This is a genomic window from Allobosea sp. GW821-FHT10B12, from assembly GCF_059415545.1.
The window spans coordinates 293,903-317,754 of the sequence record NZ_JBWKNL010000004.1 but is presented as its reverse complement, the minus strand read 5'-3'; the positions used below and the strand labels follow the sequence as shown (position 1 = coordinate 317,754).

At 67.9% G+C, this 23,852-nt stretch carries 22 protein-coding genes, 1 tRNA gene and 1 pseudogene; 11 read left to right on the top strand and 13 right to left on the bottom strand.

Features of this window, described 5'->3' with window-relative positions; genetic code table 11:
* Positions 1-76: 76 nt before the first annotated feature.
* The gene (nadC, locus tag AC07O0_RS16125) at positions 77-910 is read left to right on the top strand and encodes a carboxylating nicotinate-nucleotide diphosphorylase (RefSeq protein WP_494624697.1); all 834 of its coding nucleotides are present in this window, start codon (positions 77-79) and stop codon (positions 908-910) included.
* 19 nt (positions 911-929) lie between these two features.
* Positions 930-2,972, top strand: a complete 2,043-nt coding sequence (gene phnN / locus AC07O0_RS16120) for a phosphonate metabolism protein/1,5-bisphosphokinase (PRPP-forming) PhnN (protein ID WP_494624696.1) — start codon at positions 930-932, stop codon at positions 2,970-2,972.
* A gap of 10 nt (positions 2,973-2,982) precedes the next feature.
* Here the strand turns inward: phnN and AC07O0_RS16115 are convergent, their stop codons facing one another.
* From AC07O0_RS16115 to AC07O0_RS16095, 5 genes are all read right to left on the bottom strand, one after another.
* Positions 2,983-3,438, bottom strand: coding sequence for a MarR family winged helix-turn-helix transcriptional regulator (locus AC07O0_RS16115; RefSeq protein WP_494624695.1), 456 nt, complete (start codon positions 3,436-3,438; stop codon positions 2,983-2,985).
* A 112-nt stretch (positions 3,439-3,550) separates the two neighbouring features.
* Positions 3,551-4,663 (bottom strand): Gfo/Idh/MocA family protein, encoded by a 1,113-nt coding sequence (locus AC07O0_RS16110; protein ID WP_494624694.1) that lies wholly within the window; start codon positions 4,661-4,663, stop codon positions 3,551-3,553.
* 50 nt (positions 4,664-4,713) lie between these two features.
* The gene (locus AC07O0_RS16105) at positions 4,714-5,508 is read right to left on the bottom strand and encodes an ATP-binding cassette domain-containing protein (RefSeq protein ID WP_494624693.1); all 795 of its coding nucleotides are present in this window, start codon (positions 5,506-5,508) and stop codon (positions 4,714-4,716) included.
* A gap of 2 nt (positions 5,509-5,510) precedes the next feature.
* Positions 5,511-6,659: an ABC transporter permease gene (locus AC07O0_RS16100; RefSeq protein ID WP_494624692.1), complete on the bottom strand. Its 1,149-nt coding sequence runs from the start codon at positions 6,657-6,659 to the stop codon at positions 5,511-5,513.
* A gap of 70 nt (positions 6,660-6,729) precedes the next feature.
* Positions 6,730-7,665 carry a sugar ABC transporter substrate-binding protein gene (locus AC07O0_RS16095; RefSeq protein WP_494624691.1) on the bottom strand — a complete coding sequence of 312 codons (936 nt, stop codon included), beginning with the start codon at positions 7,663-7,665 and terminating at the stop codon, positions 6,730-6,732.
* Between the two features lie 395 nt (positions 7,666-8,060).
* On the opposite strand from AC07O0_RS16095, the gene AC07O0_RS16090 reads away from it, so the two are divergent.
* On the top strand, positions 8,061-9,305 hold the full coding sequence (locus tag AC07O0_RS16090) for a Zn-dependent hydrolase (RefSeq protein ID WP_494624690.1): 1,245 nt from the start codon (positions 8,061-8,063) through the stop codon (positions 9,303-9,305).
* Positions 9,306-9,308: 3 nt separating this feature from the next.
* Here AC07O0_RS16090 and AC07O0_RS16085 read toward each other — a convergent pair whose 3' ends face one another.
* Both AC07O0_RS16085 and AC07O0_RS16080 read right to left on the bottom strand, forming a co-directional pair.
* Positions 9,309-9,704, bottom strand: coding sequence for a RidA family protein (locus tag AC07O0_RS16085; protein WP_494624689.1), 396 nt, complete (start codon positions 9,702-9,704; stop codon positions 9,309-9,311).
* Between the two features lie 40 nt (positions 9,705-9,744).
* Positions 9,745-10,389 carry a TetR/AcrR family transcriptional regulator gene (locus tag AC07O0_RS16080; RefSeq protein WP_494624688.1) on the bottom strand — a complete coding sequence of 215 codons (645 nt, stop codon included), beginning with the start codon at positions 10,387-10,389 and terminating at the stop codon, positions 9,745-9,747.
* 119 nt (positions 10,390-10,508) lie between these two features.
* Here AC07O0_RS16080 and AC07O0_RS16075 point away from each other — a divergent pair, with 119 nt between their 5' ends.
* The 8 genes from AC07O0_RS16075 (at position 10,509) to selD (ending at position 18,737) form a co-directional block, all read left to right on the top strand.
* Positions 10,509-11,288, top strand: a complete 780-nt coding sequence (locus AC07O0_RS16075; protein WP_494624687.1) for a cyclase family protein — start codon at positions 10,509-10,511, stop codon at positions 11,286-11,288.
* A gap of 23 nt (positions 11,289-11,311) precedes the next feature.
* On the top strand, positions 11,312-12,238 hold the full coding sequence (gene kce, locus AC07O0_RS16070; protein ID WP_494624686.1) for a 3,5-dioxohexanoate:acetyl-CoA acetone transferase: 927 nt from the start codon (positions 11,312-11,314) through the stop codon (positions 12,236-12,238).
* A complete protein-coding gene (locus AC07O0_RS16065) occupies positions 12,238-13,266 on the top strand; it encodes an SMP-30/gluconolactonase/LRE family protein (RefSeq protein ID WP_494624685.1) in 1,029 nt (342 codons plus the stop codon). Before kce ends, AC07O0_RS16065 begins: the two co-directional genes overlap by 1 nt.
* Positions 13,267-13,299: 33 nt before the next feature.
* Positions 13,300-14,508, top strand: a complete 1,209-nt coding sequence (locus tag AC07O0_RS16060; protein ID WP_494624684.1) for an ABC transporter substrate-binding protein — start codon at positions 13,300-13,302, stop codon at positions 14,506-14,508.
* 154 nt (positions 14,509-14,662) lie between these two features.
* The gene (locus AC07O0_RS16055; protein WP_494624683.1) at positions 14,663-15,352 is read left to right on the top strand and encodes a TlpA disulfide reductase family protein; all 690 of its coding nucleotides are present in this window, start codon (positions 14,663-14,665) and stop codon (positions 15,350-15,352) included.
* Complete coding sequence (locus AC07O0_RS16050; RefSeq protein WP_494624995.1) at positions 15,352-16,446, top strand: transglutaminase-like domain-containing protein; 1,095 nt, start codon at positions 15,352-15,354, stop codon at positions 16,444-16,446. Before AC07O0_RS16055 ends, AC07O0_RS16050 begins: the two co-directional genes overlap by 1 nt.
* Positions 16,447-16,500: 54 nt before the next feature.
* Complete coding sequence (locus tag AC07O0_RS16045) at positions 16,501-17,646, top strand: cysteine desulfurase family protein (protein WP_494624682.1); 1,146 nt, start codon at positions 16,501-16,503, stop codon at positions 17,644-17,646.
* A gap of 14 nt (positions 17,647-17,660) precedes the next feature.
* Positions 17,661-18,737, top strand: a complete 1,077-nt coding sequence (selD, locus tag AC07O0_RS16040) for a selenide, water dikinase SelD (protein ID WP_494624681.1) — start codon at positions 17,661-17,663, stop codon at positions 18,735-18,737.
* 112 nt (positions 18,738-18,849) lie between these two features.
* On the opposite strand, the gene AC07O0_RS16035 is transcribed toward selD, so the two are convergent.
* From AC07O0_RS16035 to selA, 6 genes and pseudogenes are all read right to left on the bottom strand, one after another.
* Entirely contained in the window at positions 18,850-19,227 is a 378-nt protein-coding gene (locus AC07O0_RS16035; RefSeq protein ID WP_494624680.1) for a hypothetical protein, read from the bottom strand.
* Positions 19,214-19,675 carry a hypothetical protein gene (locus AC07O0_RS16030; RefSeq protein WP_494624679.1) on the bottom strand — a complete coding sequence of 154 codons (462 nt, stop codon included), beginning with the start codon at positions 19,673-19,675 and terminating at the stop codon, positions 19,214-19,216. Before AC07O0_RS16030 ends, AC07O0_RS16035 begins: the two co-directional genes overlap by 14 nt.
* Positions 19,676-19,691: 16 nt before the next feature.
* A tRNA-Sec gene (locus tag AC07O0_RS16025) sits at positions 19,692-19,787 on the bottom strand.
* A 108-nt stretch (positions 19,788-19,895) separates the two neighbouring features.
* Positions 19,896-21,782, bottom strand: a pseudogene (selB, locus tag AC07O0_RS16020) (selenocysteine-specific translation elongation factor); the annotation flags it as partial.
* Positions 21,715-22,458 carry a tetratricopeptide repeat protein gene (locus AC07O0_RS16015; protein WP_494624678.1) on the bottom strand — a complete coding sequence of 248 codons (744 nt, stop codon included), beginning with the start codon at positions 22,456-22,458 and terminating at the stop codon, positions 21,715-21,717. The pseudogene selB and the gene AC07O0_RS16015, both read right to left, overlap by 68 nt.
* Positions 22,445-23,851, bottom strand: coding sequence for an L-seryl-tRNA(Sec) selenium transferase (gene selA / locus AC07O0_RS16010; RefSeq protein ID WP_494624677.1), 1,407 nt, complete (start codon positions 23,849-23,851; stop codon positions 22,445-22,447). The genes AC07O0_RS16015 and selA overlap by 14 nt, the downstream gene beginning before the upstream one ends.
* Between the last annotated feature and the right edge of the window lies 1 nt (position 23,852).

Genomic DNA, 23,852 nt, shown 5'->3' with positions numbered 1-23,852 from the left:
GCCAAATTTTCCCGCTGCTATTGTTTGCATACAAACATGTTTGAAGCGGCAGCGCCGCGGGAGAGAGGACCCTTCCATGTATGACGTCTTCGCCACGGACCGCCTGATCGACCACTGGCTGGTCGAGGATATCGGCGCCTGCGACCTCACCGTCCAGGTGATGATCGAGCCGGGCGAGACCGGCAAGTTCCACATGAACGCCCGCGAGCCGATGATCGTCGCCGGCGTCGAGGTCGCGGCCCGCGTGTTCAAGCGCTACGACCCCGAGCTCAAGGTGACCCTGCGCGTCAAGGACGGCGACAAGGTCGAGAAGGGCGCGATCCTGGTCGAGATCGAAGGCTCGGCCCGCAGCGTGCTCACCGCCGAGCGCACCGCGCTCAACATCGCCCAGCGCCTCTCCGGCATCGCCAACGAGACCGCCCGCTATGCCGCCGCCATGGCCGGCAGCAAGGCGCGGCTGATCGACACCCGCAAGACGACGCCGGGCCTGCGCATGATGGAGAAGCACGCCGTGACCTGCGGCGGCGGCCTCAATCACCGCCTCGGCCTCGATAATGGCGTGATGATCAAGGACAACCACATCGCCGTCTGCGGCAGCATCACCGCCGCGGTCGAGCGCGCCCGCAAGAAGCTGCCGGTGCTGACCAAGCTCGAGGTCGAATGCGACCGGCTCGAGCAGGTCGAAGAGGCCGCCAAGGCCGGCGCCGACGTGATCATGCTCGACAACATGTCGGTCGCCGACATGACCAGGGCGGTCGAGCTGATCGCCGGCCGCGCCAAGATAGAGGCCTCCGGCGGCATCAACATCGACACGATCGGCCCGATCTCCCGGACCGGCGTCGACTATATCTCGACCAGCAAGATCACCCAGTCGGCGCCGGCGGTGGACATCGGCCTCGACGAAGCCTGAGCAGGACTGCGGCCTGGGAATGCGGCAAGGCACCTTCTTCCTCGTCGTCGGCCCCAGCGGGGCCGGCAAGGACTCGCTGATCGACGGCGCCCGCGCCCTGCTGGAGCCGACGGGCCGCTATGTCTTCGCGCGCCGCGTCGTCACCCGCCCGGCCGGCTCGCCGGGCGAGGACCATGAGGCGGCGACGGACGAAGCCTTCGACGCGCGCGAGGCCAGGGGCGATTTCCTGATCACCTGGGGCGCCCACGGCCTGCGCTACGGCCTGCCGGCCGAGCTGAAGCGGCTGGTCGAAGCCGGCCGCAACGTCATCGCCAACGGCTCGCGCGCCACGATCGCGGCACTCGCCGCCCGCCTGCCGCGCTTCGTCGTGGTCGAGGTCACCGCGCCGCCCGAGGTGCTCGCCGCCCGCATCGCCGGGCGCGGGCGCGAAAGCGGCGAGGCGATCGAGAAGCGCCTGTCGCGCACGGTCGAGCCGCGCCCGGAAGGGATCAGGGCAGCGACGATCTGCAACGACCAGAGCGTCGAGATCGGCATCGAGCGCTTCATCGCCGCGGTCGAGGCCGCCGCCAACACGATGCGCCTGCGTCGCCTGCCGCTCTTCGCCGGACGGGCGCATTGCGCCTATCTCCCGGCCAAGGGCGAGATCGTCAACGGCTTCGACTATCTCGGGCCCGGCCGGATCGAGATCTCCGGAGCAACGGCGAGCATCCGCTCGGATGTGCAGGTGGTCGATTCACCCGCTTTGCTTGGCAGCGACGAGATTGGCCTGTCGGCCGAGGCCTTCGACGAGCTTGGCCTGCCCGAGGGCAGCGAGGTCACGCTCCGGCGCACGCCCTCGCCCGAAAGCCGGGCGGCGCTGACCCGCAAGATCCAGGGCGGCGAGCTCACCGAAGAGCAGTACCACACGCTGATCCGGGACATCGTCGAGGCGCGCTATCCCGATGGCGAGGTCGCAGCCTTCCTGGTCGCGGCGACGCAGAAGCTCTCCGACGACGAGGTCGTCGCGCTGGCGCGGGTGCGCACCCGCTTCGCGCAGAAGATCACCTGGCCTGACAAGATCGTCGTCGACAAGCATTCGATGGGCGGCATCCCCGGCAGCCGGATCACGCTGATCGTCGTGCCGATCGTCGCGGCGCATGGCGCCTTCCTGATGCCCAAGACCTCCTCGCGCGCCATCACCTCGGCGGCGGGCACGGCCGATGCGATGGAGGCGCTCGCCCACGTCGAGCTTAACCCGGCCGAGCTGCGTGCCTGTGTGGAGAAGGCACGCGGCTCGATCGCCTGGAACGGCCGGCTCAACCATTCCGTCGTCGACGACGTGATGAACGCGATCACGCGGCCGCTCGGCATCGATTCCAATCGCTGGTCGGTCGCCTCGATCCTGTCGAAGAAGCTCACGGCCGGCTCGACCCATGTCATCGTCGACCTGCCCTATGGCCCACGCGCCAAGCTGAAGAGCGAGGCGGAGGCCGCCGAACTCGCGCAATTGTTCGAGACCGTCGGCGCCGGCCTCGGCCTCGTCGTCAGCGCCTTCCCGACCGATGGCAGCCGCCCGATCGGGCGCGGCATCGGCCCGGCGCTGGAATGCCGCGATGTCGGCTGGGTGCTCGACAACGACCCGCAGGCACCGGCCGACCTGGTCGAGAAGGCGCTGTTCTTCGCCAGCCGCATCCTGGCCTGGGACCCAGCTCTCGGCTCGGTCGCGGCCGGACGGGCACGCGCCGAAGAGCTGCTGCGCTCAGGCGCAGCGCGGGCCGCCTTCGAGCGGATCATCGATGCTCAAGGGCGGCGCGAGCCACCGGTCGCGCCCGGGCTGCTGGTCCATACCGTGCGCTCGCCCAAGGCCGGGATCGTCAGCGAGATCGACGGCTGGGCAGTCGCGGGAATCGCGCGGCGCGCCGGCGCCCCTTTCGACAAGGCGGCGGGCATCGACCTGCGCCGCCATGTCGGTGACAGGGTCGCGGCGGGCGACCCGCTCTTCGCCATCCACGCCAGCGCCTCGAGCGATCTGGACGAGGCCAAGGCGATGGCGGAGAGCTGCGAGAGTTATGTGATCACTTAGCAGATGCGCTTCAGCGCAACTGCTTAAGCAGTGCGATCAGCGTGGTTCGTTGGTTGGTCGCAAGCGGGGCGAGCGTGACCTTCGTCACCGTCTCCGCCTTGGGCAGGAGCTCGCGGGTGTAGTCGAGGCCGGCCGGACTGAGCTCGACGATGAGGCGACGGCCATCCTCGGGATCGGGCTTGGTCTGGACCAGCTTGCGCTTGAGCAGGCGGTCAACCACGCCCTTGATCGTGGCGGCGTCCATCGCGGTCTGGCGTCCCAGCAGGTTCTGCGAGGAGCCGCCATCCTGATAGAGCCGCGCCAGTACCGCCCATTGTGTCGGCGTCAGGTCACTGCCCATGATCTCGTTGAAGATCGAGACATGGCGCTGCGCCGCCTGGCGCATGATGAAGCCGACCTGCTCGGCGAGGTCGTAGTTCTCGTCGACAGGCTCGGGCGTCTCGGCCGCATTGCTCGGTCGCGCCATCGCTGATCCTCGTTCGTATACGAACGATATACCTAGCGCGCTTTTCTGGCGATCGGAACCGGCTAGATCGCCGAGAATCACGCTTCGTCCACGACATCAGCGAAGCAGGTCCTCAGACCGTCGTCCAGCATCCCTCACGGAAGCTCGTGGCCGCGGCATCGACCGTGCGCTCGATGCGCAAGCCCGCCTCAAAGTCGAGAAGATGCGCCGGTTCGCCGGCGATGGCGCGCAGCAGCTCGCGGCATTCGATGATCTTGAGCTCGTTGAAGCCGAGACCATGGCCGGGCGCCGGAATGAAGCGGCCATAGGGCTCATGCGCCGGGGCGGTCAGGATGCGGCGGAAGCCCTGGACGTCAGCCTTCCCCTCGGCGGTGTAGAGCTCGATCTCGTTCATCCGCTCCTGGTCATAGGCGATCGTGCCCCTGGCGCCGAAGACCTGCAGGGCGATCCGGCCCTTGCGGCCCCAGGCCGAGCGGTTGAGGGCGACGAGCCCGGAAGCGCCGGTGGAAAGGCGCAGCAATAGCATGGCGATGTCGTGCGTTTCGACCGTGCGGGTGCCGCCAGCCTGGAGCGGGCGCTCGGCATAGGGCCTGGCCATGTCGGCCATGACGGCTTCGACCTCGCCGAGCAGAACCTTGATCAGCGAGAAGGCGTGCACGCCGAAATCGTCGAGCGCGCCATGTCCGGAGGCAGCCTCGCTTTTCCACGAGAACAGCGCGCCGGCATCGGCCATGAAATCCTCGTCCATCTCGACGCGGACATGGTTGACCGGCCCGATCGTGCCGTCAGCGATCAGGCGCTGCGCCAGCCGGATAGCCGGGTTCTGGATGTAGTTGTAGCCGAGGGCCGCGACCGTGCCGGCCGCCTTCGCGGCCGCCAGCATCGCCTCGGCGTCATCAAGGCTGGTCGCCATCGGCTTCTCGCACCAGACATGCTTGCCAGCCTTGAGCGCCGCGATCGCCATCTGCGCATGAAAGGCGTTCGGCGTGGTGATCGAGACGACATCGACATCGGGATGGGCGACCAGCGCCTGCCAGTCGGCGGTCGCCCCGGCAAAGCCGAACTCGCCGGCCCGCTGAGCCGCCAGCGCCTCGTCGACCTCGCAGAGCATGGCGAGTTTCGGGCGGGGCATGTCGCCGAAGACCGGGGCGACCGCGTTCCAGGCCAGAGCGTGGCACTTGCCCATATAGCCGGTGCCGATCAGGCCGACGCCGAGCGCGCGCATGAGCAATCTCCGTAGCGAAGAGAAAAGAAGGACCAGATGCTCGTCAGATGTCAGACTGTGCCGCCAAGCTCCTCGGAGACCGCCTGCAATTCCTTGCCGCCGGCCATCAGGTTCTGCAGCTCGTCCATGGCGATGCCGGACTTGGCGTAGGTGCCGAGCGTTTTGCCGCGGTTGAGCACGGTGAAGCGGTCGCCGACGGCATAGGCGTGGCGGACATTATGGGTGATGAAGATCACGCCAAGGCCTTTTGCCCGCACGAGGTTGATGTATTTCAGGACCATCGAGGTCTGGGCGACGCCGAGCGCCGAGGTCGGCTCGTCCAGGATCAGCACCTTGGCGCCGAAATAGACGGCGCGGGCGATGGCGACGCATTGGCGCTCGCCGCCCGAGAGCGTGCCGACCGCCTGATGCGGATCGCGGATGTCGATGCCGATCCTATGCATCTCGTCGCGCGTCACCGCATGGGCGAGATCGAAATCGATCCATTTCAGCGGGCCGAAGCCACGGATCGGCTCGCGGCCCATGAAGAAGTTCCGCGTGATCGACATCAGCGGGATCATCGCCAGGTCCTGGTAGACCGTGGCGATGCCGGCATCGAGCGCATCGCGCGGGCTGGAGAAGGCGACCGGCCGGCCCTCGACCAGGAACTCGCCCGAGCTCGGGCGATGACAGCCCGAGAGCGTCTTGATCAGCGTCGACTTGCCGGCGCCGTTGTCGCCGAGCAGGCAGAGCACCTCGCCGGCCGAGACCTTGAGCGAGACGCCCGAGAGCGCGATCACCGAGCCGAAATGCTTGACGATGTCGCGGACCTCGATGAGGGGCGTCTGTTCGGGAGATGCGGTCATGTTCAGCGCTCCCCTGTCGCCTTGCGGCGGATGAAGTTGTTGAAGAGAACGGCGAGCAGCAGCATGCCGCCGAGGAAGACCTGGAACCAGTCGCTGTCGAAACTGGTATAGGTCAGGCCGATCGAGACCATGCCGAAGATGATCGCGCCAAAGAAGGCGCCGATCGCCGAGCCATAGCCGCCGGTGAGCAGGCAGCCGCCGATGACGGCGGCGATGATCGCCTCGAATTCCTTCTGGAAGCCGCGGCGGGCATCGGTCGAGCCGGCATCGAGCACGGTCAGGATGGCGACGAGGGTGGCGGCGCAGGCGGTCAGCACGAATAGGGTCGTCTTGACCATGTTGACCGGCACGCCGGAATTGCGGGCCGCGTTGGGATCGCCGCCGGCGGCGAAGATCCAGTTGCCGAAGCGGGTGCGCAGGAGGACATAGGTCGCTAGCGCCGCAATGGCGAGGAACCAGAGCACCCCGACGGGGACGCCGGTCACGGTCGGCGTGCCATTCGGGAACTTGGCGATCCAGTCGGCCTTGGCGAGCCAGGCGAACAGCCCTTCCAGCGCCTGGCCGGAGAAGAGCTCGCGCACCACGCCTGTGCCCGCCTTGTCGCCGATGCCGCGCAATTGCGTCGAGCCTCCCGTCGCCCATTTCAGCCCGACCAGCGAGAGCCCGCGCAGGATGAACAGGAAGGCGAGGGTGACGATGAAGGAGGGCAGCCGGGTGCGAATGACGATTTGGCCGTTCACCGCGCCCATCAGGCTGGCGAAGACGAAGGTCGCGACGATCGCCGCCAGCAAAGGCAGGTCGCCGACGACGATCAGCGCCCCGAAGACGAGGCCGGCGAAGGCGATCATCGAGCCGATCGAGAGGTCGAACTCGCCGCCGATCATCAAAAGCGCCGCGGCGATGGCGAGGATGCCGAGCTGCGATGCCGGCGAGAGCACCGTCATGACACCAGCGAGGGTGAACATCGCCGGGTTGGCGGTGAGCCCGAAGAAGACGGTCACGAGGACGAGGCCGGCGACCGCCCCCAATTCGGGCCGGCGCATCAGCCGGGCAACCAGCGAGACGCGGCGCAGCCGCTCGTCACGGGCCTCTGCGGCCGGGTCAGCTGGACGGGATGCACCCGCGGCGAGATCGGCGGTCGACGTCGTCATGGCGCGCACCTTCAGCTTCTGAACCGTCCGGGGAGGGAGCGGCGGCGCCGGTCGCGCCGCCGCAGATCGCTCAGCGGATGCCCTTGGCCGAGAGGTCGACGACCTGGGCCGCCTTCTCCTTGGTGACGAGATTCGGGCCGGACGGGACGTTACCGCCGGGAACGAGCCCGTATTCGGCGTTGAGCGCCAGGAAGGCGACCGGCAGATAGCCCTGCAGGAACTGCTGCTGGTCGATGCCGAAGGCGGCTTCGCCCGCCGCGATCGCCTTGAGGAAATTGGCCGAGAGATCGAAGGTCGCGACGCGGACGGTGGCGATCTTGCCGGCCTCCTTGACGCCCGCCAGGGTCGGCTCGCCGCCGAGCGAGGCGCTCAGCGCCATCACCGTATCGACGCTGGCATCGGAGAGCGCCGCCTTGACCTTGGAGCGGATCTCGGACGGATCGTTCGAGACCGGCAGGGTCGTGACCTTGCCCTTGAAGCCCTCGGCGAAGCCCTTGCAGCGCAGATCGAGCGCGACATTGCCGACCTCGTGGTTGACGCAGACGCCGACCTTGCCGCCCATGCTGGCGAGCTTCTCGCCGGCGGCCTTGCCGGCGTCGAACTCGTCCTGGCCGACATGCAGCAGAGCGCCGAGCTTCTTCGAGACGTCGGAGCCCGAGTTCATCGAGATCACCGGGATGCCGGCGGCGACCGCCTTCTGGATGGAAGGGCCGAGCGCCGAGGCGTCGGGGATCGAGACGACGAGGCCGGCAGGCTTCTGGTTCACCGCCGCGTCGATCAGCTGGCTCATCGCCACCATGTCGAAGGTCTCTGGGGCGCGGTAGTCGACGGCGACTTTCAGATCGGCCGCCGCCTTGGCGACGCCGTTCTTGACCACCGACCAGAATGGGTCAGCGGCCTGGCCATGGCTGACGACGATGATCCTGGTCTGCTGCGCGACGCTCGGCGTCGCACCGGTCACCGCGATGGCGGCGGCGGCAATCATCCCTGCGAGAAACCGCTTCATCTCATCCTCCCATGCGGGGATGTCCCCCGCTTTCGTTGTCGGTCCGATCGGGTTCGACCGGCCGGTTTTCGGGCGACGTGGCGGGCCGCGGAGCGTCGCGGACAACCTGGATGGCGAAGAAGGGAGGACACGCGCCAGGCGCGACCGCCGACTCTGCGCTGCATTCAAAAACGAAACAAAAAAACCGTTTTTAATATTCAATGGAACAATCATTCCATTACGCATGCGCGCCTGTCAAGCGCCTTCTGCGCCGCTGACATACCGGTACGTGTGGCTTTCCGTGCCACCGGGACCAGAGAAACCCATCACCAATATCGATTTGCCAGAAGCGGGCTGCCGCCTCGATTGTCGCGGATCGAAGCGGCGCGCTCAGCGTCCGGAATCAGGGGAATCTCATGGGCCTGCCAGCGACCGCACGCATCGATATCGAGCGCTTCTGGACGACGATCGAGCGCTCGGCTGAGATCGGGGTCGGCCGACCCGGCGGGCTGTCGCGGCTGGCGCTCGGCGACGCGGACCGGGAGGTGCGCGACGTCTTCATCGAATGGTGCCGGCAGGCGGGCCTCAGCGTGCGGATCGACGGCATCGGCAATATCTTCGCGCGCCGGGCCGGTGAGGACGACAGCCTGCCGCCGGTGGTGATGGGCAGCCATCTCGACACGCAGGTGAATGGCGGGCGCTTCGACGGCATCGCCGGCGTGCTCGGCGGGCTGGAGGTCTGTCGGACGCTCGACCAGCTCGGCCATCGCACGAAACGGCCGATCGAGGTGGTCAACTGGACCAATGAGGAGGGCGGGCGCTTCTCGCCGCCGATGGTCGGCTCGGGCTGCTTCACCGGTGCCTATACGCTCGACTGGGCGCTGGGGCGGCGCGATGACGACGGCAAGACGATCGGCGAGGAACTCGACCGGATCGGCTATCGCGGCGAGATGGAGGCGACGCCGCATCCCTTCGACGCCTATGTCGAGTTCCATATCGAGCAGGGACCGATCCTCGACCGCGAGGGCATGCAGGTCGGCGTCGTCACCGGCGGCTATGCCAGCACCGGCATGCTCGTCGAGTTCAAAGGCGAGACCGCTCATACCGGCCCCTGGCCGATGGAGCGGCGCAAGAATGCGCTGATCGCCGGAGCACGCCTGCTCGTCGCGGTCGACGATCTCGGCTGGGAGCATGCCGGCAGCGGCGGCAAGGCGACGGCCTCGCGGCTGGTGGCATGGCCGAACAAGCCCGGCATTCTTTCCGACTGGGCGCAGGCGACCTGCGATGTCCGCCATGCCGACCCGGAAACCGCCAAAGTGATGGCCGAGCGCGTGCGCCGCGCCGTGCATGAGGCGGCGGCGCGGGCCGATTGCACGGCCGAGATCCTCGACGTCTGGAACTGGGGCGGCAAGGTCTTCGCGGATGAACTGATCGAGCAGGTCCGGGCCACTTCGCAGACCCTCGGCTACCGCACGCGCGATATCCTCAGCCAGGCCGGGCACGACGCCTATTTCGTCGCCCGCCATGCGCCGACGACGATGATCTTTTCGCCCTGCCAAGGCGGCATCACCCACAACAACCAGGAACTCTGCACGCCCGATGATCTCGAGCCCGGCCTCAACGTGCTGCTGCACACGGTGGTGGCGCGGGCGGATCGCTAAGCTTCAGCCGAGCGCGGCGACGCATTCGATCTCGATGTCGAAGGGCAGCGGCCAGGGCCGGATCGCGGCGCTGGTCCGGGCCGGGAAACCGTCGCTGAAGTAGGTCCGGTAGACCGCGTTGACCCCGCCCATCAGCGCGGGATCAGTGACGAAGATCGTCGCCTTGACGACGGCGTCGAGCGAAGAGCCGCCATGGCGCAGGGTCACGGCCAGCGCCTCCATCGCGGCGCGGGTCTGCGTCTCGATATCGCCGCCGACGATCTCGCCGGTCACGCTGTCGATCGGAGGCATGCCGCAAGTGAAGAGCAGGTCGCCGGCGCGAGCCAGCGCCGAGGTCGGCGCGCCGAGCCGGCGGATCGCCTCGGAGATGACGGGGACTTCGATAATCTCGCGGCGCATGATCTGATCCACTTTCCCTTGTCCGACTGAATAGACCGGCTCAGCGGCCCCGCAGCAGGCCGTCGATGCCGGCGGCGCAGAAGCCGGTCAGGCGCTGCAGCAGGAGATCGGCGTTCTCAGCCGCCGGGACGGAGTCGCGCTGCCGATCGAGCCGCATGGCGCGGTCGCCGGCGGCCATGGTCGTGACAAGAGCCCCGACCATGAAGAGATAGGCGTCTACCAGCGCACCCTCGGGCGCCTGCGGGTAGACCTTGCCGAGCGCCGCGACGAACTGCCGTGCGGTCGGATCGAAATGCTCGGCGACGACGCCGCGTGCCGCCTCGCGCGGATCGACAGCCTCGCGGGCGGTCATCATCGCGAAGGCTGCGCCCTGCACGCCTTCGCTGAAGCGCTGGCGGACCGAGGGGCCGATCAGGGCGGCGACGATCTCGCCGACGTCGAGCACCGGCCGGGCCATGGCCTCGCCGAGCGCCTGCGCGCGCGCCAGCGCCAAAGCATGCGCACGGCGGGCGAAGACGGCGCGGTAGAGCGCCTCCTTCGAGCCGAAATGATAGCTCAACTGCGAGAGCCGCACGCCCGCCGCGGCCGCAAGATCGCGCATCGAGGCGCCGTCGGCACCGCCACGCTCGGCGAAGAGCCGCTCGGCAGCGTCGAGAATGCGGTCGCGCGTCGGCATCGCGGACATCGTGCCCTCCGGAAATCCAGCGAATCGCTCTTACCAGAAAGCGGTGGGCTTGCTATAGGTCGGACGTTCGTCCAAATTCGAACCACAGAGAACACATCCTCATGGGAGGACCTACCGGCATGCTGCCTGGCCGCCTCGTCGATCTGTCGATTCCGCTCGAGAACGACGTTCCTGCCGATCCGCCCTTCCAGAAGGTCAAAATCGACTATCGCACGCATGCGGCGACCGCGAAGGACATTGCGGCGGCTTTTCCCGGCCTGAAGCCCGAGCAGCTTCCGGACGGCATGGGCTGGGCGGTCGAGCTCGCGACGATCTCGACCCATAACGGCACCCATGTCGATGCGCCCTGGCATTACCACCCGACGCAGGATGGCGGCGCGCCGGCGCTCCGGATCGACGAATGCCCGCTCGACTGGTTCCTGCGACCGGGCGTGAAGCTCGACTTCCGCCATCTCCCTGACGGCCATGTCGTCACCCCCGCGGAGATCGACGCCGAGCTCGCGCGCATCGGCCACAGCTTGAGCCCGCTGGAGATCGTCGTCGCCAATACGCGGGCTGGCGCCCGCTATGGGCAGGCGGACTACGTCGATTCCGGCTGCGGCTTCGGCCGCGAGGCGACGCTGCATCTGGTCCGGCAGGGCATCAAGGTGGTCGGCACCGATGGCTGGAGTTGGGATGCGCCGTTCAGCCACACCGCTCGCCGCTTCGCCGAGACCGGCGACGCCTCGCTGATCTGGGAGGGGCACAAGGCCGGGCGCGAGGCCGGCTACTGCCAGATCGAGAAGCTGCACAATCTCGAAGCGCTGCCTGCGACCGGCTTCACCATCAGCTGCCTGCCGGTGAAGGTCCGCAACGGCTCGGCCGGCTGGACCCGCGCCGTGGCGATTTTACCAGCCTGAACGCAGGGACGAAGGAGAGCTTCATGAGCAAGGTCATCATCACCTGCGCCGTCACCGGCGGCATCCATACGCCGACCATGTCGGACCATCTGCCGATCACGCCGGACGAGATCGCCAGCCAGGCGATCGCGGCGGCGGAAGCGGGCGCGGCGATCCTGCACCTACACGCCCGCGATCCCAGGGATGGCCGCCCGACGCCGGACCCGGCGGTGTTCATGGAGTTCCTGCCGCGGATCAAGCAGGCGACCGATGCGGTCGTGAACATCACCACCGGCGGCGGCCTGACCATGACCGTCGAGGAGCGCCTCGCCGCGCCGCTCAAGGCCGCGCCGGAAATGTGCTCGCTCAATATGGGCTCGATGAATTTCGCGCTGCACCCGCTCGCCGAGAAATACAGCGACTGGAAGCATCCCTGGGAGCAGCCTTATCTCGCCAACACCAAGGACTTCATCTTCCGCAACACCTTCGGCGACATCGAGCGCATCTACAAGCTGCTCGGCGAGGGCCACGGCACCAAGTTCGAGCATGAGTGCTACGATGTCGGGCACCTCTACAATCTCGCCCATTGCCTCGATCGCGGCTGGTTCCGGCCGCCGGTCTTCCTGCAATTGATCTTCGGGATTCTGGGAGGCATCGGCGCCGATCTCGACAACCTGATGTTCATGAAGCGCACCGCCGACAAGCTGTTCGGCAAGGACTATCACTGGTCGGTGCTCGCCGCCGGGCGCCATCAGATGGCGTTCTGCACGCAGGCCGCGATGCTGGGCGGCAATGTCCGCGTCGGGCTGGAGGACAGCCTGTTCATCGGCAGGGGCAAGCTCGCGACCTCCAATGCCGAGCAGGTCGCCAAGATCCGCCGCATCGTCGAGGAACTCGGCTACGAGATCGCAACGCCGGAGGAGGCCCGCGTGACGCTCGGCCTCAAGGGCGGCGACCGCGTGAACTTTTGATGCCGCCTCGCCCCAACCCGCTCGACGGCTTCGTCATCGATCCCGCTGCCATCACTTATGTCGGCAAGGGCCTGCAGCGGCCGGAATGCATCCTGGCCGAGCGCGACGGCTCGCTCTGGAGCGCCGATGCGCGCGGTGGCGTCGTCCATATCAGGCCGGACGGTACGCAGCAGCTGATTACCCAGACCACGAGCCGCGGCTTCGCAGAGGCCGCCGACGAGGAGGCGCGCTTCGTCTCCGGCACCTTGCCGAACGGGCTCGCCTTCGCCCGCAATGGCGACGTGCTGATCTCGAATTTCGGCACCGACCGGCTGGAGATGATGACCCGCTCCGGCGAGACCCGCGTGCTGGTCGATCGCGTCGACGGGCAGGCGATCGGCAAGGTCAACTTCGTGCTGCGCGACAGCAAGGACCGGATCTGGCTGACGATCTCGACCCGGACGACAAACTGGATGCGAGCGATGAGCCCCAATGTCCGCGACGGCTATGTCGCGCTCTATGATGGCGGCCGCCTGCGCATCGTCGCCGACGGCTTCGCCTTCACCAACGAGATCCGCCTCGATGCCGACGAGGAATGGCTCTACGTCGCCGAGACCTGCGTCTGCCGGGTGACGCGATTGCGGGTTGGGGCCGATGGCAGCCTGACCGATAGCGAGACCTTCGGCCCGAGCGACCATGGCGCCTTCATCGACGGCATCGCCTTCGACGCCCATGGCAATCTCTGGGGCACGCATGTGATGCTCGACCGCATCTTCGCAATCACGCCGGAAGGCGAGCTGCGCATCCTGCTCGACGACGATCGCGGCAGCGAAGCCGGCAAGGCATTGATGGCCGCCTTCGCCCGCGACGAGGCGACGCCCGAGCTGATGCTCGCCTGCGGCGGCACGATCGCGCCCTGGTTCGCCAGCATCACCTTCGGCGGCGCCGATCTGCGCACCGCCTATATCGGCAGCCTGCGCGGCAGCCGCATCCCCTCATTCAGATCACCGGTCGCCGGCCTGCCGATGGCGCACTGGCACGACCGCTAGCAACGACAAACGATAATCACGGGAGGAATTCACATGAAGGGTCTGGCCTCGGCGCTCGCCGTCACCACCGCATTGCTCGGCGCCCTGCCTGCCGCCGCCGAAATCTCGGACGGCGCCGTCAAGATCGGCGTGCTGACCGACATGTCCGGCGTCTATTCCGACATCACCGGCAAGGGCTCGATCACCGCCGCCCGCATGGCGGTCGAGGACTGCCTCAAGGCCGAATGCCAGGGCATGAAGATCGAGGTGGTCTCGGCCGACCACCAGAACAAGGCCGATATCGGCTCGGCGATCGCGCGCGAATGGATCGATCGGCAGGGCGTCGACGTGCTCGCCGACATGTCGAATGCCTCGCTGCAGCTCGCCATCCCGCCGCTGCTGAAGGATAAGAACCGCGTCGGCCTGTTCCCCGGCGGCACGGCCCGCCTGACCGGCGACGCCTGCCAGCCCGACCATGTCGTCCAGTGGATGTGGGACACCTATGTCCAGGTCGCCGGGATCGCCAACCACCTGACCAAGCCCGGCACCAAATGGTACCTGGTCACCGCCGACTACGCGCTCGGCCACCAGCTCGAAGCCGACGCCAAGACGCTTGTCACCGCCAAGGGCGGCGTCTACTCAGGCTCGGTCCGGCACGCCTTCCCGGCGGTCGATCTGTCTTCGCAGCTCCTGACGGCGCAGGGCTCCGGCGCCGATCTGATCGCGCTCGCCAATGCCGGCGGCGACACCGTCGCCGGGATCAAGACGGCGCGCGATTTCGGCATCGGCCAGGACAAGCAGAAGCTGGTCGCCTTCTTCCTGACGGCGATGGATGTGAAAAGCGTCGGCCTTGCCGCCGCGCAGGGGACGATCCTGACCGAGGGCTTCTACTGGAACCTCGACGAGCGCACCCGTGCCTTCTCCGAGCGCTTCAAGACAGCGCATGGCGCGGTGCCCTCGGCGATCCAGGCCGGCGTCTATTCCTCGGTCCGGCACTATCTCAAGGCGGTCGTCGCCGCGAAGTCGGACGAGGCCAAGACGGTGATCGCAAAGATGCGGGAAGTCCCGATCGAGGACGAGGTCGTGCGCAACGCCAAGCTCCGCGAGGACGGGCGCATGGTGCATGACTTCTACGTCTTCCAGGTCAAGAAGCCGGCGGAGTCGAAGGGCGAATGGGACATCTACGACCTCGTCGCCACCATCCCCGGCGACCAGGCCTTCCGCCCGCTCGCCCAGAGCGCCTGCCCGGCAATCAAGCGCTAGGCTGTCAGCCTCGAAGGCCCCAGAGGCCAGTTCATCGCCGGACTAGCCCAGGCCGAAGGCAAGATCGCCATGGCGGCGGATCGAGGCGCGGATCAACCCGCCCGATCTCGACCAGATCGCGCCCGGCCGGGAAGTCTGCGTCAAGATCCACGCCTTGAGCCGGCGCACCACGCCCGCGCACCTTGGCATTGTCGTGCCAAAAGTAGAAATTGACGTCCCCCGGGTACTCCCGACAAGATGTGCTGTGCTTGCCGACACGGCTCCCGAGTTTCGGGGCGCTCATCGACCGAGTTCCAGCTCGAGGCTGTTCCAGCGCACCCTGCTGGTCGCCTCCTGGTTTCTTGTCGCCAGTGCGCCCGGCGCAGCCAATGAATTCAAGTCCTGGGGTGCCGAAACGGCACCGGTGCTTGCGCTCGACCAGCTTGACGGCCCCGGCATCGCTCTAGCCGACCTTCGCAGCAGCCCTGTCATCGTCCATTTCTTCGCGACATGGTGCGCGCCCTGCATCGAGGAGATGGCGTCGCTGAATGCGCTCGCCGTCAGGGGAACGAGTCCCCCGGTCATCCTCGCGGTCAATGTCGGCGAGGTCGACGCACGCGTGCGCAATTTTTTCCGCGACCGCCCCGTCCCCTTTCCGATCCTGCTGGATCGCGACCGCGCCACGATGAAGGCCTGGAAGGTCGAGAGCCTGCCGACGAGCTTCGTGCTCGACCGCGATCTCAAGCCTGCGCTGAAGACCGAAGAACCGCTCGACTGGACGAGCCCGGCGGTAGCGGCAGCGCTCGCAGCTTTGCCGACCACACAATCGAGAAGCAAGCAACGGGGAGAGGAGACATCGCAGTGATCAGCCGTCGCGACATGTTGAAGACCGGTGCCGCCGCTGCGGCGGCGTTGTCCGTCCCGCGCCTCGCTGCCGCGCAGGATACGCCCTTCGCGCCGAAGCCCGGCGCCTGGCGCGACTTCGAGGTGGCGACCCGCCTCGACCTGTCGGCAAAGGGGAAGGCCCAGGCCTGGATTCCGCTGCCTTCGCTGCGCGAGGGCGAATGGATCAAGCCCGGCAGAAACAGCTGGGAGACCAATGCGATCGCGGCTGAGGTGGTACGTGATCCGAAATACGGCGCCGAGCTGCTGCATGTTGTCTTCAAGGATGGTGAGACGGCGCCAAGCGTCGAGGTCCGGAGCAGCTTCTCGCTGCGCGACCGTGCCGAGGACCTCGGCACGAAGGACACAGCGTCGGCATTGGGTGCCGCCGACCGCGCGCTTTATCTGGAGGCGACCGAGCTGATGCCGACCGACGGCATCGTCAGGGAGACCGCGGAAAAGGCAGCCGCCGGCAAGACGAGCGATCTCGACCGGGCGCGGGCGATCTACGAATGGGTCGTCGCCAACACCTTCCGCGACGCCAAAACCCGGGGCTGCGGCACGGGCGATGTCGCCTCGATGCTGCGCACCGGCAATCTCGGCGGCAAATGTGCCGACCTCAACGCACTCTATGTCGCTCTGGTCCGCAGCGTCGGCATCCCGGCCCGCGACATCTATGGCATCCGCGTCGCGCCCTCGAAGTTCGGCTACAAGAGCCTCGGGACCGGTTCGGACGTCATCACCAAGGCGCAGCATTGCCGGGCCGAGATCTGGCTCGACGGCCATGGCTGGGTCGCGACCGATCCAGCCGATGTCCGCAAGGTCGTGCTGGAGGAGCCGCCAGGCAACAACGCGGTCGACAATCCCAAGGTCATCGCGGCGCGGCAGGTGCTGTTCGGCGCCTGGGAAGGCAACTGGCTCGGCTACAATGTCGCGCACGACCTCGTCCTGCCGGGCTCGAAGCACAAGGTCGGCTTCCTGATGTACCCGCAGGCGGAGGTCGCCGGAGCGCTGCTCGACTGCCTCGACCCCGACACGTTCAGGTACGCCATCAGATCGGCCGAACGGACAGCCTGAGTGCGATGTCGGGGCGAAGGCGATATCTTCGCCCCGTTCCTGCGAGGACTTGCGATGCGGCCAGTCTATCTCGACTATAATGCCACGACGCCGGTCGCGCCCGAGGTCCTCGCGGCAATGATGCCGTTCCTGACCGGCGCCTTCGGCAATCCATCGTCCAGCCATGCGCTCGGTCGCCAGGCGCACGCGGCGGTCGAACGCGCGCGGGCCGAGGTCGCCGGGCTGATCGGCGCGTCACCGGACGAAATCCTGTTCACTGGCGGCGGCACGGAGGCGAACAATCTCGCGATCCGGGGAGCGATTGCCCCTGACGATGGCAGAGCCATCGTCACCACCGCGATCGAACATCCCGCAACCGAGGAATGCTGCCGTTTACACGAGGCCGCCGGGCGCGTCGTCCGGCGTGTCGCTGCCGGTCCCGACGGCATCGTTAGCACTGCGGACATGGCGACAGCGATCGCGCAGGGAACCGGGTTGGTCACGCTCATCCTTGCGCAGAATGAGATCGGCACCTTGCAGCCGGTGGCCGACATCTCCGCCCTCGCCCGTTCCGCCGGCGCCCTGGCTCATACCGATGCGGCGCAGGCGGTCGGCAAGCTGCCCGTCGATGTGCGCGAGCTGGGCGTCGATCTCTTGTCGATTGCCGGCCACAAGCTCAATGCCCCGAAAGGCATCGGTGCGCTGTTCCTCCGCCGGAGCGTCGTCCTGAGGCCTGTGCTCGTCGGCGGCGGGCAGGAACGCGGCATCCGGCCCGGCACCGAGAACGTTCCCTACATTGTCGGCCTCGGCGCTGCCTGCACCCTGGCCGGCGAGCGTCTGAAGCATCGGCGTGCCGCGCTTGCGGCCTTGAGTCAAAGGCTGCTGGCCGGCCTGCGCGAGGCCGTGCCCGGGCTCGTGCTGGTCGGCGATCCCGAGCTCCGGCTGCCGAACACGCTGAACGTCCTGTTCCCCGGTGTCTCCGGGCGGCGCCTGCTCGAGGCCTGCCCCACGGTGATGGCTTCGGTCGGTTCAGCCTGCCATGCCGACAGCGAGGAGCCTTCCGCCATCCTGACTGCGCTCGGCTTCGAGCGCGCGGCGGCGCTGGGCGCGGTGCGGCTTTCGCTCGGCTGGGACAGCACGGCGCAGGACATCGACACCGCGATCACGGAGCTGGCCGGCGCCTGGCGCTCGCTGGCATCGACACGCCAGAGCGCCGCTTGATGGAGACCAAAGAGATGAGCGACACGATCGAGCTCGAAGCCCCGCCGCGCGCCGCGGCGCCGCGCCTCACCAGCCTGGCGCATGGCGGCGGCTGCGGCTGCAAGCTCGCACCCGCGGTGCTGCAGCAATTGCTGGCCGACCATCCGGCCGCCGGCCCCTATCGCCAACTCCTCGTCGGCACGGAAACCGGCGACGACGCCGCTGTCTGGCAGATCGACGACGAGACCTGCGTGGTCGCGACCACGGATTTCTTCATGCCGATGGTCGACGATCCCCATGATTTCGGCCGCATCGCCGCGACCAATGCGATCTCCGACGTCTATGCCATGGGTGGCACGCCGATCATGGCGCTCGCCATCCTCGGCATGCCGCTCGACAAGCTGCCGATCGAGATGACCCGCGAGATCCTGAAGGGCGGCGCCTCGATCTGCGCCGAGGCGGGCATCCCCGTCGCCGGCGGCCATTCGATCGACGCACCCGAGCCGATCTATGGCCTGGCGGTGATCGGCCTGCTGAAGCCGCAGAATCTGCGCCGCAACAGCGGGGCGAAGCCGGGCGACGCGCTGATCCTGACCAAGGCGCTCGGCGTCGGCATCTATTCGGCCGCCTTCAAGAAAGAGCTGCTGTCGCCCGAGGCCTATGACGAGATGATCGCATCCGTGACCTTGCTCAACCGTGTCGGCGCCGAACTCGCCAGGGACGCCGACGTGCACGCGATCACCGACGTGACCGGCTTCGGCATCCTTGGTCACGGGCTTGAAATGGCGCGCGGCTCGCAGGCGACGCTGAAGCTGCAGCTGGCCGCTTTGCCGTTCCTGTCCCAGGCCGGGCGGCTGGCCCGCGAGGGGCGCGTCACCGGCGCTTCGCATCGCAACTGGGCGAGCTATGGCGACGGCGTCGATCTGCCCGCCGGACTTCCGGACTGGCAACGGCATCTCCTGACCGATCCGCAGACCTCGGGCGGATTGCTGGTCTCCTGCGCAGCGGGACGAACGGAGGATCTGCTCGCGCACATCCATGGCCGCGGCTATTCGTCGGCACGCATCGTCGGCACTGTCGAAGCCGGTCTGGGGCGTGTCGTCGTGGCTTGATACTCGCCGTCATTCCCGGGCGGAGCGAAGCGCAGACCCGAGAAGCTCGGAAATGTCAGGGAGCCTTCTCGTCCTGAGATGCTCGGGTCAAGCCCGAGCATGACGTTACGCCTCAGGCCTCCGCCACCTGCAGCCGGCGGCCCCAGACGTCGAAGAATTCGCCCTTGTTGAGCACGAGCCGGTCCTGATCCAGCGCTGCCTCGAGCTCGCGCAGCCGGGCACGCGCGAGCTCGTCGGGCACGAGCCCGCCATCCTCGCGGGTCGGGAAGAAGGCCGCACCGTCCCAGCTCACGCCGGCGCCGCGCAGCAGCATGACGATGTCGCCCCAGTCGAGTTCGTCGCCGACGACATGGACGAAGGTCGAGCGCAGCGGCTCCAGCTTCGGCGCGGCGATCCTGACGAGCACGATCAGCGCGGTGAAGGGCCCCTTGCGGAGCATCTTCGCGAGCCAGCGTTCGAAATCGGTGCCCAGCCCTCTAGAAGTCGACACGTGGCGTATCCGGAATATGGCGCTCGAACAGGTCGTAGAACTCCGTACCGGTCTCGGTGCGGTACCAGACTTCGAAGGCGCGCAGGACATCCTGCGAGGCGGCGCCGGGAACGCCTTCGGTCATCTCGCCCTGCATAACCTCGAACACCGGCACGAGCCGGTCGAGTACCAGCGCCTGTCGCGGGCCGATCTCGCTCCAGCCGAGCGCATCGGCGACGGCAAGACGGGCACGCGGCATTGCCGTTTCCGGCTCGCCGGTATCGGCGATGGCAGCCGCGGCGGTGCGCACCAGGTTGAGCCGGCGGAACGCGTTTGCCCGCTCGCGCGCCAGCGCGTCGATCCGCGTCGCCGCCTCGCGGCGATAGGCGTTCTCGGCCTGGCGCGCATCCTCGGCGGCCTGCTCGAAGCTCGCGATCAGATCGAGGGCGGGCGCTCTTGTCTGCGTCATGGCGCCTTCAGTGAACTGGCGGAAGAGAATGGGAGTCGAACCCACCAGAGACCGTTTGACGGCCCCTCCCGGATTTGAAGTCCGGACGCCCCACCGGGGACGCTTCTCCTCCAGCTTGCGTATCCGGCGGCGGGCCGAACAGGTCGAGCCGTTGCCGATTGATGCGCCTGAGATCGCCGCGGCGGATGGTGACGCCGTGGCGATCGAAGAATTCCAGGATCTGGATCGCGACCTTGCGGCCATTGTCGAGCCTGTCGCGAAACTGCGCGGCGTTGAAGCCGGCGGCATCGGCGGCAGCGAGTTCGGCCGCGATCCCGACCATTTCGGAAACCGTAGCGCGCAGGAAGAAGTGGTCAAGCGCGACCTCGTGCACATCGCCGCGCCGGCCAGCGAGGCGAAAGAGGCGGCGGATGTCGTCCTCGCGGCGGCCGAGCATCTGGCCGATATCGCGCACGCGCGGCGGCCGGAAGCGCTCGCCGGCCCCGATCAGCGGCGCGACGCTGCTCCAGAGCGCCTCGTCCTCCGGCGTCAGCCTGATCTCATGCTCGGGCCGCCTGATCCAGGAACCGACCACGACCAGTTCGCCGACCGCCGCCAGCTGCGCGAGAGCCGTGCGGAACAGGGCGGCAGGCAGCCGCGGCTGGAGCGAAAGCCGAAGCCGCTCCAGCCCCATGCCCTGCTGGTCGGGGTTTTCGACGTGATAGGCCTTCAGCGTCTCGACCAGCGCCCTGGAGAGGCGCTGCCAGATATCCGGCAACATCACCGCTGCACCGATCCGCACCAGCCCGAGCTGCGCGGCCAGCGCTTCGGTTTGTCCAGCGCCAAGCGCGCGGTCGCGGGCGAAGGCATCGAGATCGACGTGATGCGGCGGCACATCGAGCAGGTCGCGCAGCGCCTCGGCATGGTCGCTTTTGGCGAGGGCACGGAGCTGTGCCTGGCGCTCCGGACTGCGACGCTTTCGCTCCGGCGCGCGCAGATCGAGAAAGCGGCCGCCGCCGAGCGTCCGCGAGGCGCTGGCGTCGCGCAGTACGAAGCGGTCGAGCGCCGCGGCCGCGATCGGCGTCTCAAGAACGAGCTGAACCAGCGACGTCGTACCGGGTGCGACCTCACTGCCGAGCAGGACGATGCGTGCGCCGGTTTCGCTGGCGCCGTGATGCAGCCGCACCGGCTGCCACATCGCGAGCGGCTTCTTTTCCGAGGCAAGGACCGTCAGCTCGGCATCGATCCGTGCTGCCGGCGCATGCAAAGCGGGCGAGACGATCATGTCGCCACGCACGATCGCATCCTTCGAGACGTCGGGGCCAGCGAGGTTGAGCGCGCAGCGATCGCCCGCAACGCCGCTTTCGGCCGGGCGGTTCTGGGCGTGGATCGAGCGCACGCGTGCGGTGATGCCGGAGGGCGAGACCGTGACGCTATCGCCTGCCGAGACCTTACCGGACAGCACCGTGCCGGTAACGACCGTGCCGGCGCCGGGCAAGGTGAAGCAGCGGTCGACGGCGAGCCGGAAGGCACTATCGCCACGGCGCATCTGCCCAGTCCGGGCAAGCTCACGCAGCAGCTGTGCAAGCGCATCGATGCCGGCGCCCGTGACCGTCGAAACCGGCAGGATCGGCGCTTCGGCAAAAGGCGTCCCGGCCAGCAGCGCCTCGATCTCTGCTTGCGCCTCGGTGAGACGATCGTCCTCGACCAGGTCCGACTTCGTCACCACCACCACCGCCTGCCCGATCCCAAGCAGGCGGGCGATGTCGAGATGCTCGCGCGTCTGCGGCATCACCCCGTCATCGGCTGCGACCACCATCAGCAGGAGATCGATGCCGGAGGCGCCGGCGAGCATGGTGTGGACCAGCTTCTCGTGGCCGGGCACGTCGATGAAGCCGACGACGCGGCCATCAGCTAGCGGCCAATAGGCAAAACCGAGCGCGATGGTGATGCCGCGCTCCTTCTCCTCCTTCAGCCGGTCCGTATCGACGCCGGTCAGCCGCCGCACCAGCGAGGTCTTGCCGTGGTCGATATGGCCGGCCGTACCGATGATCACCGCCTTAAGCCTCCGCCGGGGAGACGGCAGCGCGCGCGGCCTTGACGAAGGGCGCGGCAAGCAGGCTGCCATTGCGTTCGGCCTCGAGCAGCAGAGCGAGCGCGCGGGCCGGGTCCTTGTCGAGCCCCTGGCCCAGCAGCGTAGCGGCGCCAAGCATCGCCATCGCGTCAGCATCGCCAGCCTCAGAGCCGCGTCGCCACCACTGCGCAGCCAAGTCGGCATCGCGCTCCACGCCGAGCGCATCGTGATGGATCATGCCGAGCCGGGTCATGCTGGTGGCGATGCCGGCCTCGGCCGCCGCCTTCGCCCAGCGCAGCGCCTCCGGCCGATCAACCTCCAGTCCGGTTTCGAGCAGCATCCAGGAGAGCATGTCCTGGGCGGCCGCATCGTCCTGCTCGGCGGCGAGGCGATAGAGCCGCATCGCCTCGCCATTGTCCTGCTCGGTGCCTTCACCCTTGAAATACAGCGTCGCGAGATTGCGCTGGCCGACCGGATCGCCATTCTCGGCCGAGAGCGTCAGCCAGCGCAAAGCAAGAGCCGGATCGCGCTCGACGCCGAGCCCCTCGGCAAAGCAGGCGCCGACATTGTTCTGGGCGCGGGCGACACCGGCATGGGCGAGCGGGCCCCAGATCGCCAGCGCAGCGCCATGGTCGCCACGCTCGACAGCTGCCGTCGCCTCGGCCATCGCCGTGCCGACATCGGCAGGCGCCGCTTTGTCCTTGCCGAACAGGCGGTCAAGCCAGCGCATGGTCCGCTCGCGGCTTCAACCGGCTCAGCTGGCTCGTGAAGGTGGCCTCGTCCTCCAGGCAGCGCAGATCGAACAACAGCGCGCCCTGCGCAATGCGGCCGATCACCGGCAGAGGCAAGGCACGGAAAGCCGCAGCGAGCCCCTCGACCGCCGAGCCGGACGCCTTGGCGGCGGGCTTCAGCGCCAGCCCTGCGCTCGGCAGCGTCTCCAGCGGCAGCGCGCCGGAACCGATCTGGCTGGAGCAATCGACGATCGCGACGGCCCAGCCAGGACCTGCCGCGCTGGCGAGCACCGGCAGCAGCCGCTCGGCCAAGGCATGCAGCTCGGCGGCGGAGCGGGTGAGCAGGCGCAGTGTCGGCAGGCGCTGCGCCAGCCGGTCGGGATCGCGATAGAGCTTCAGGGTCGCCTCGAGCGCTGCCAGCCTGAGCTTGTCGAGCCTGAGCGCCCGCTTCAACGGATTCTTGGCGAGCTTTGCGACGAGGTCCTTCCGGCCGGCGACGATGCCAGCCTGCGGGCCGCCGAGCAGCTTGTCTCCCGAGAAGGTAACGAGGTCGGCGCCGCCTTTCAGCGCGTCCTGCACCGTCTTCTCATGGCGCAGACCCCAGCGCGCCAGATCGACCAGCGTGCCGGAGCCGAGATCGTCGACGAAGGGGATGCCATGGTCGCGGCCGAGCTTGGCGAGTTCGGCAGGCGACACCTCGGCGGTGAACCCCTGAACCAGATAGTTGGAGGTGTGGACCTTCATCAACAGCCCGGTCTGCGGGCCGATCGCCTCGGCATAGTCGCGCAGATGGGTGCGGTTGGTGGTGCCGACCTCGCGCAGCACCGCCCCGGCGCGCGCCATGATGTCGGGCATGCGGAAGGCGCCGCCGATCTCGATCAATTCGCCGCGCGAGACGATCGCCTCGCGCTCCCTGGCGAAGGTGTTGAGCACCAGCAGCACTGCGGATGCGTTGTTGTTGACGAGGACGGCATCCTCGGCCCCGGTCAATTCGCGGATCAGGCCGCGCACATGCGCGTCGCGCTCGCCACGCTGGCCGGCTGCGATCTCGTATTCGAGATTGGTCGGGGCCCGCATCGCCGCGACGACGGCCTCGATGGCCTCTTCCGCCAGCAGCGCGCGGCCCAGATTGGTGTGCAGCACGGTGCCGGTGAGGTTGATGACCGGGCGCTGCGAGGGCCGCTCCCGGTCCTCCAGGCTCGCCAGCGCCCGTTCCGCGATGGCCTCGACCGGGATGGCTGCCACGCCCTCGTCCCGGCGCAGACGCTCCAGTACCTGCCGGACGGCGCCCGTCGCAGCCTGCCGGCCATGGCGGGCGATCGCCAGCTCGCAATGCGGGCTGCGCAGCACCTCGTCGACCGATGGCGGGCGGAAACGTTCGGGTCTGTTCATC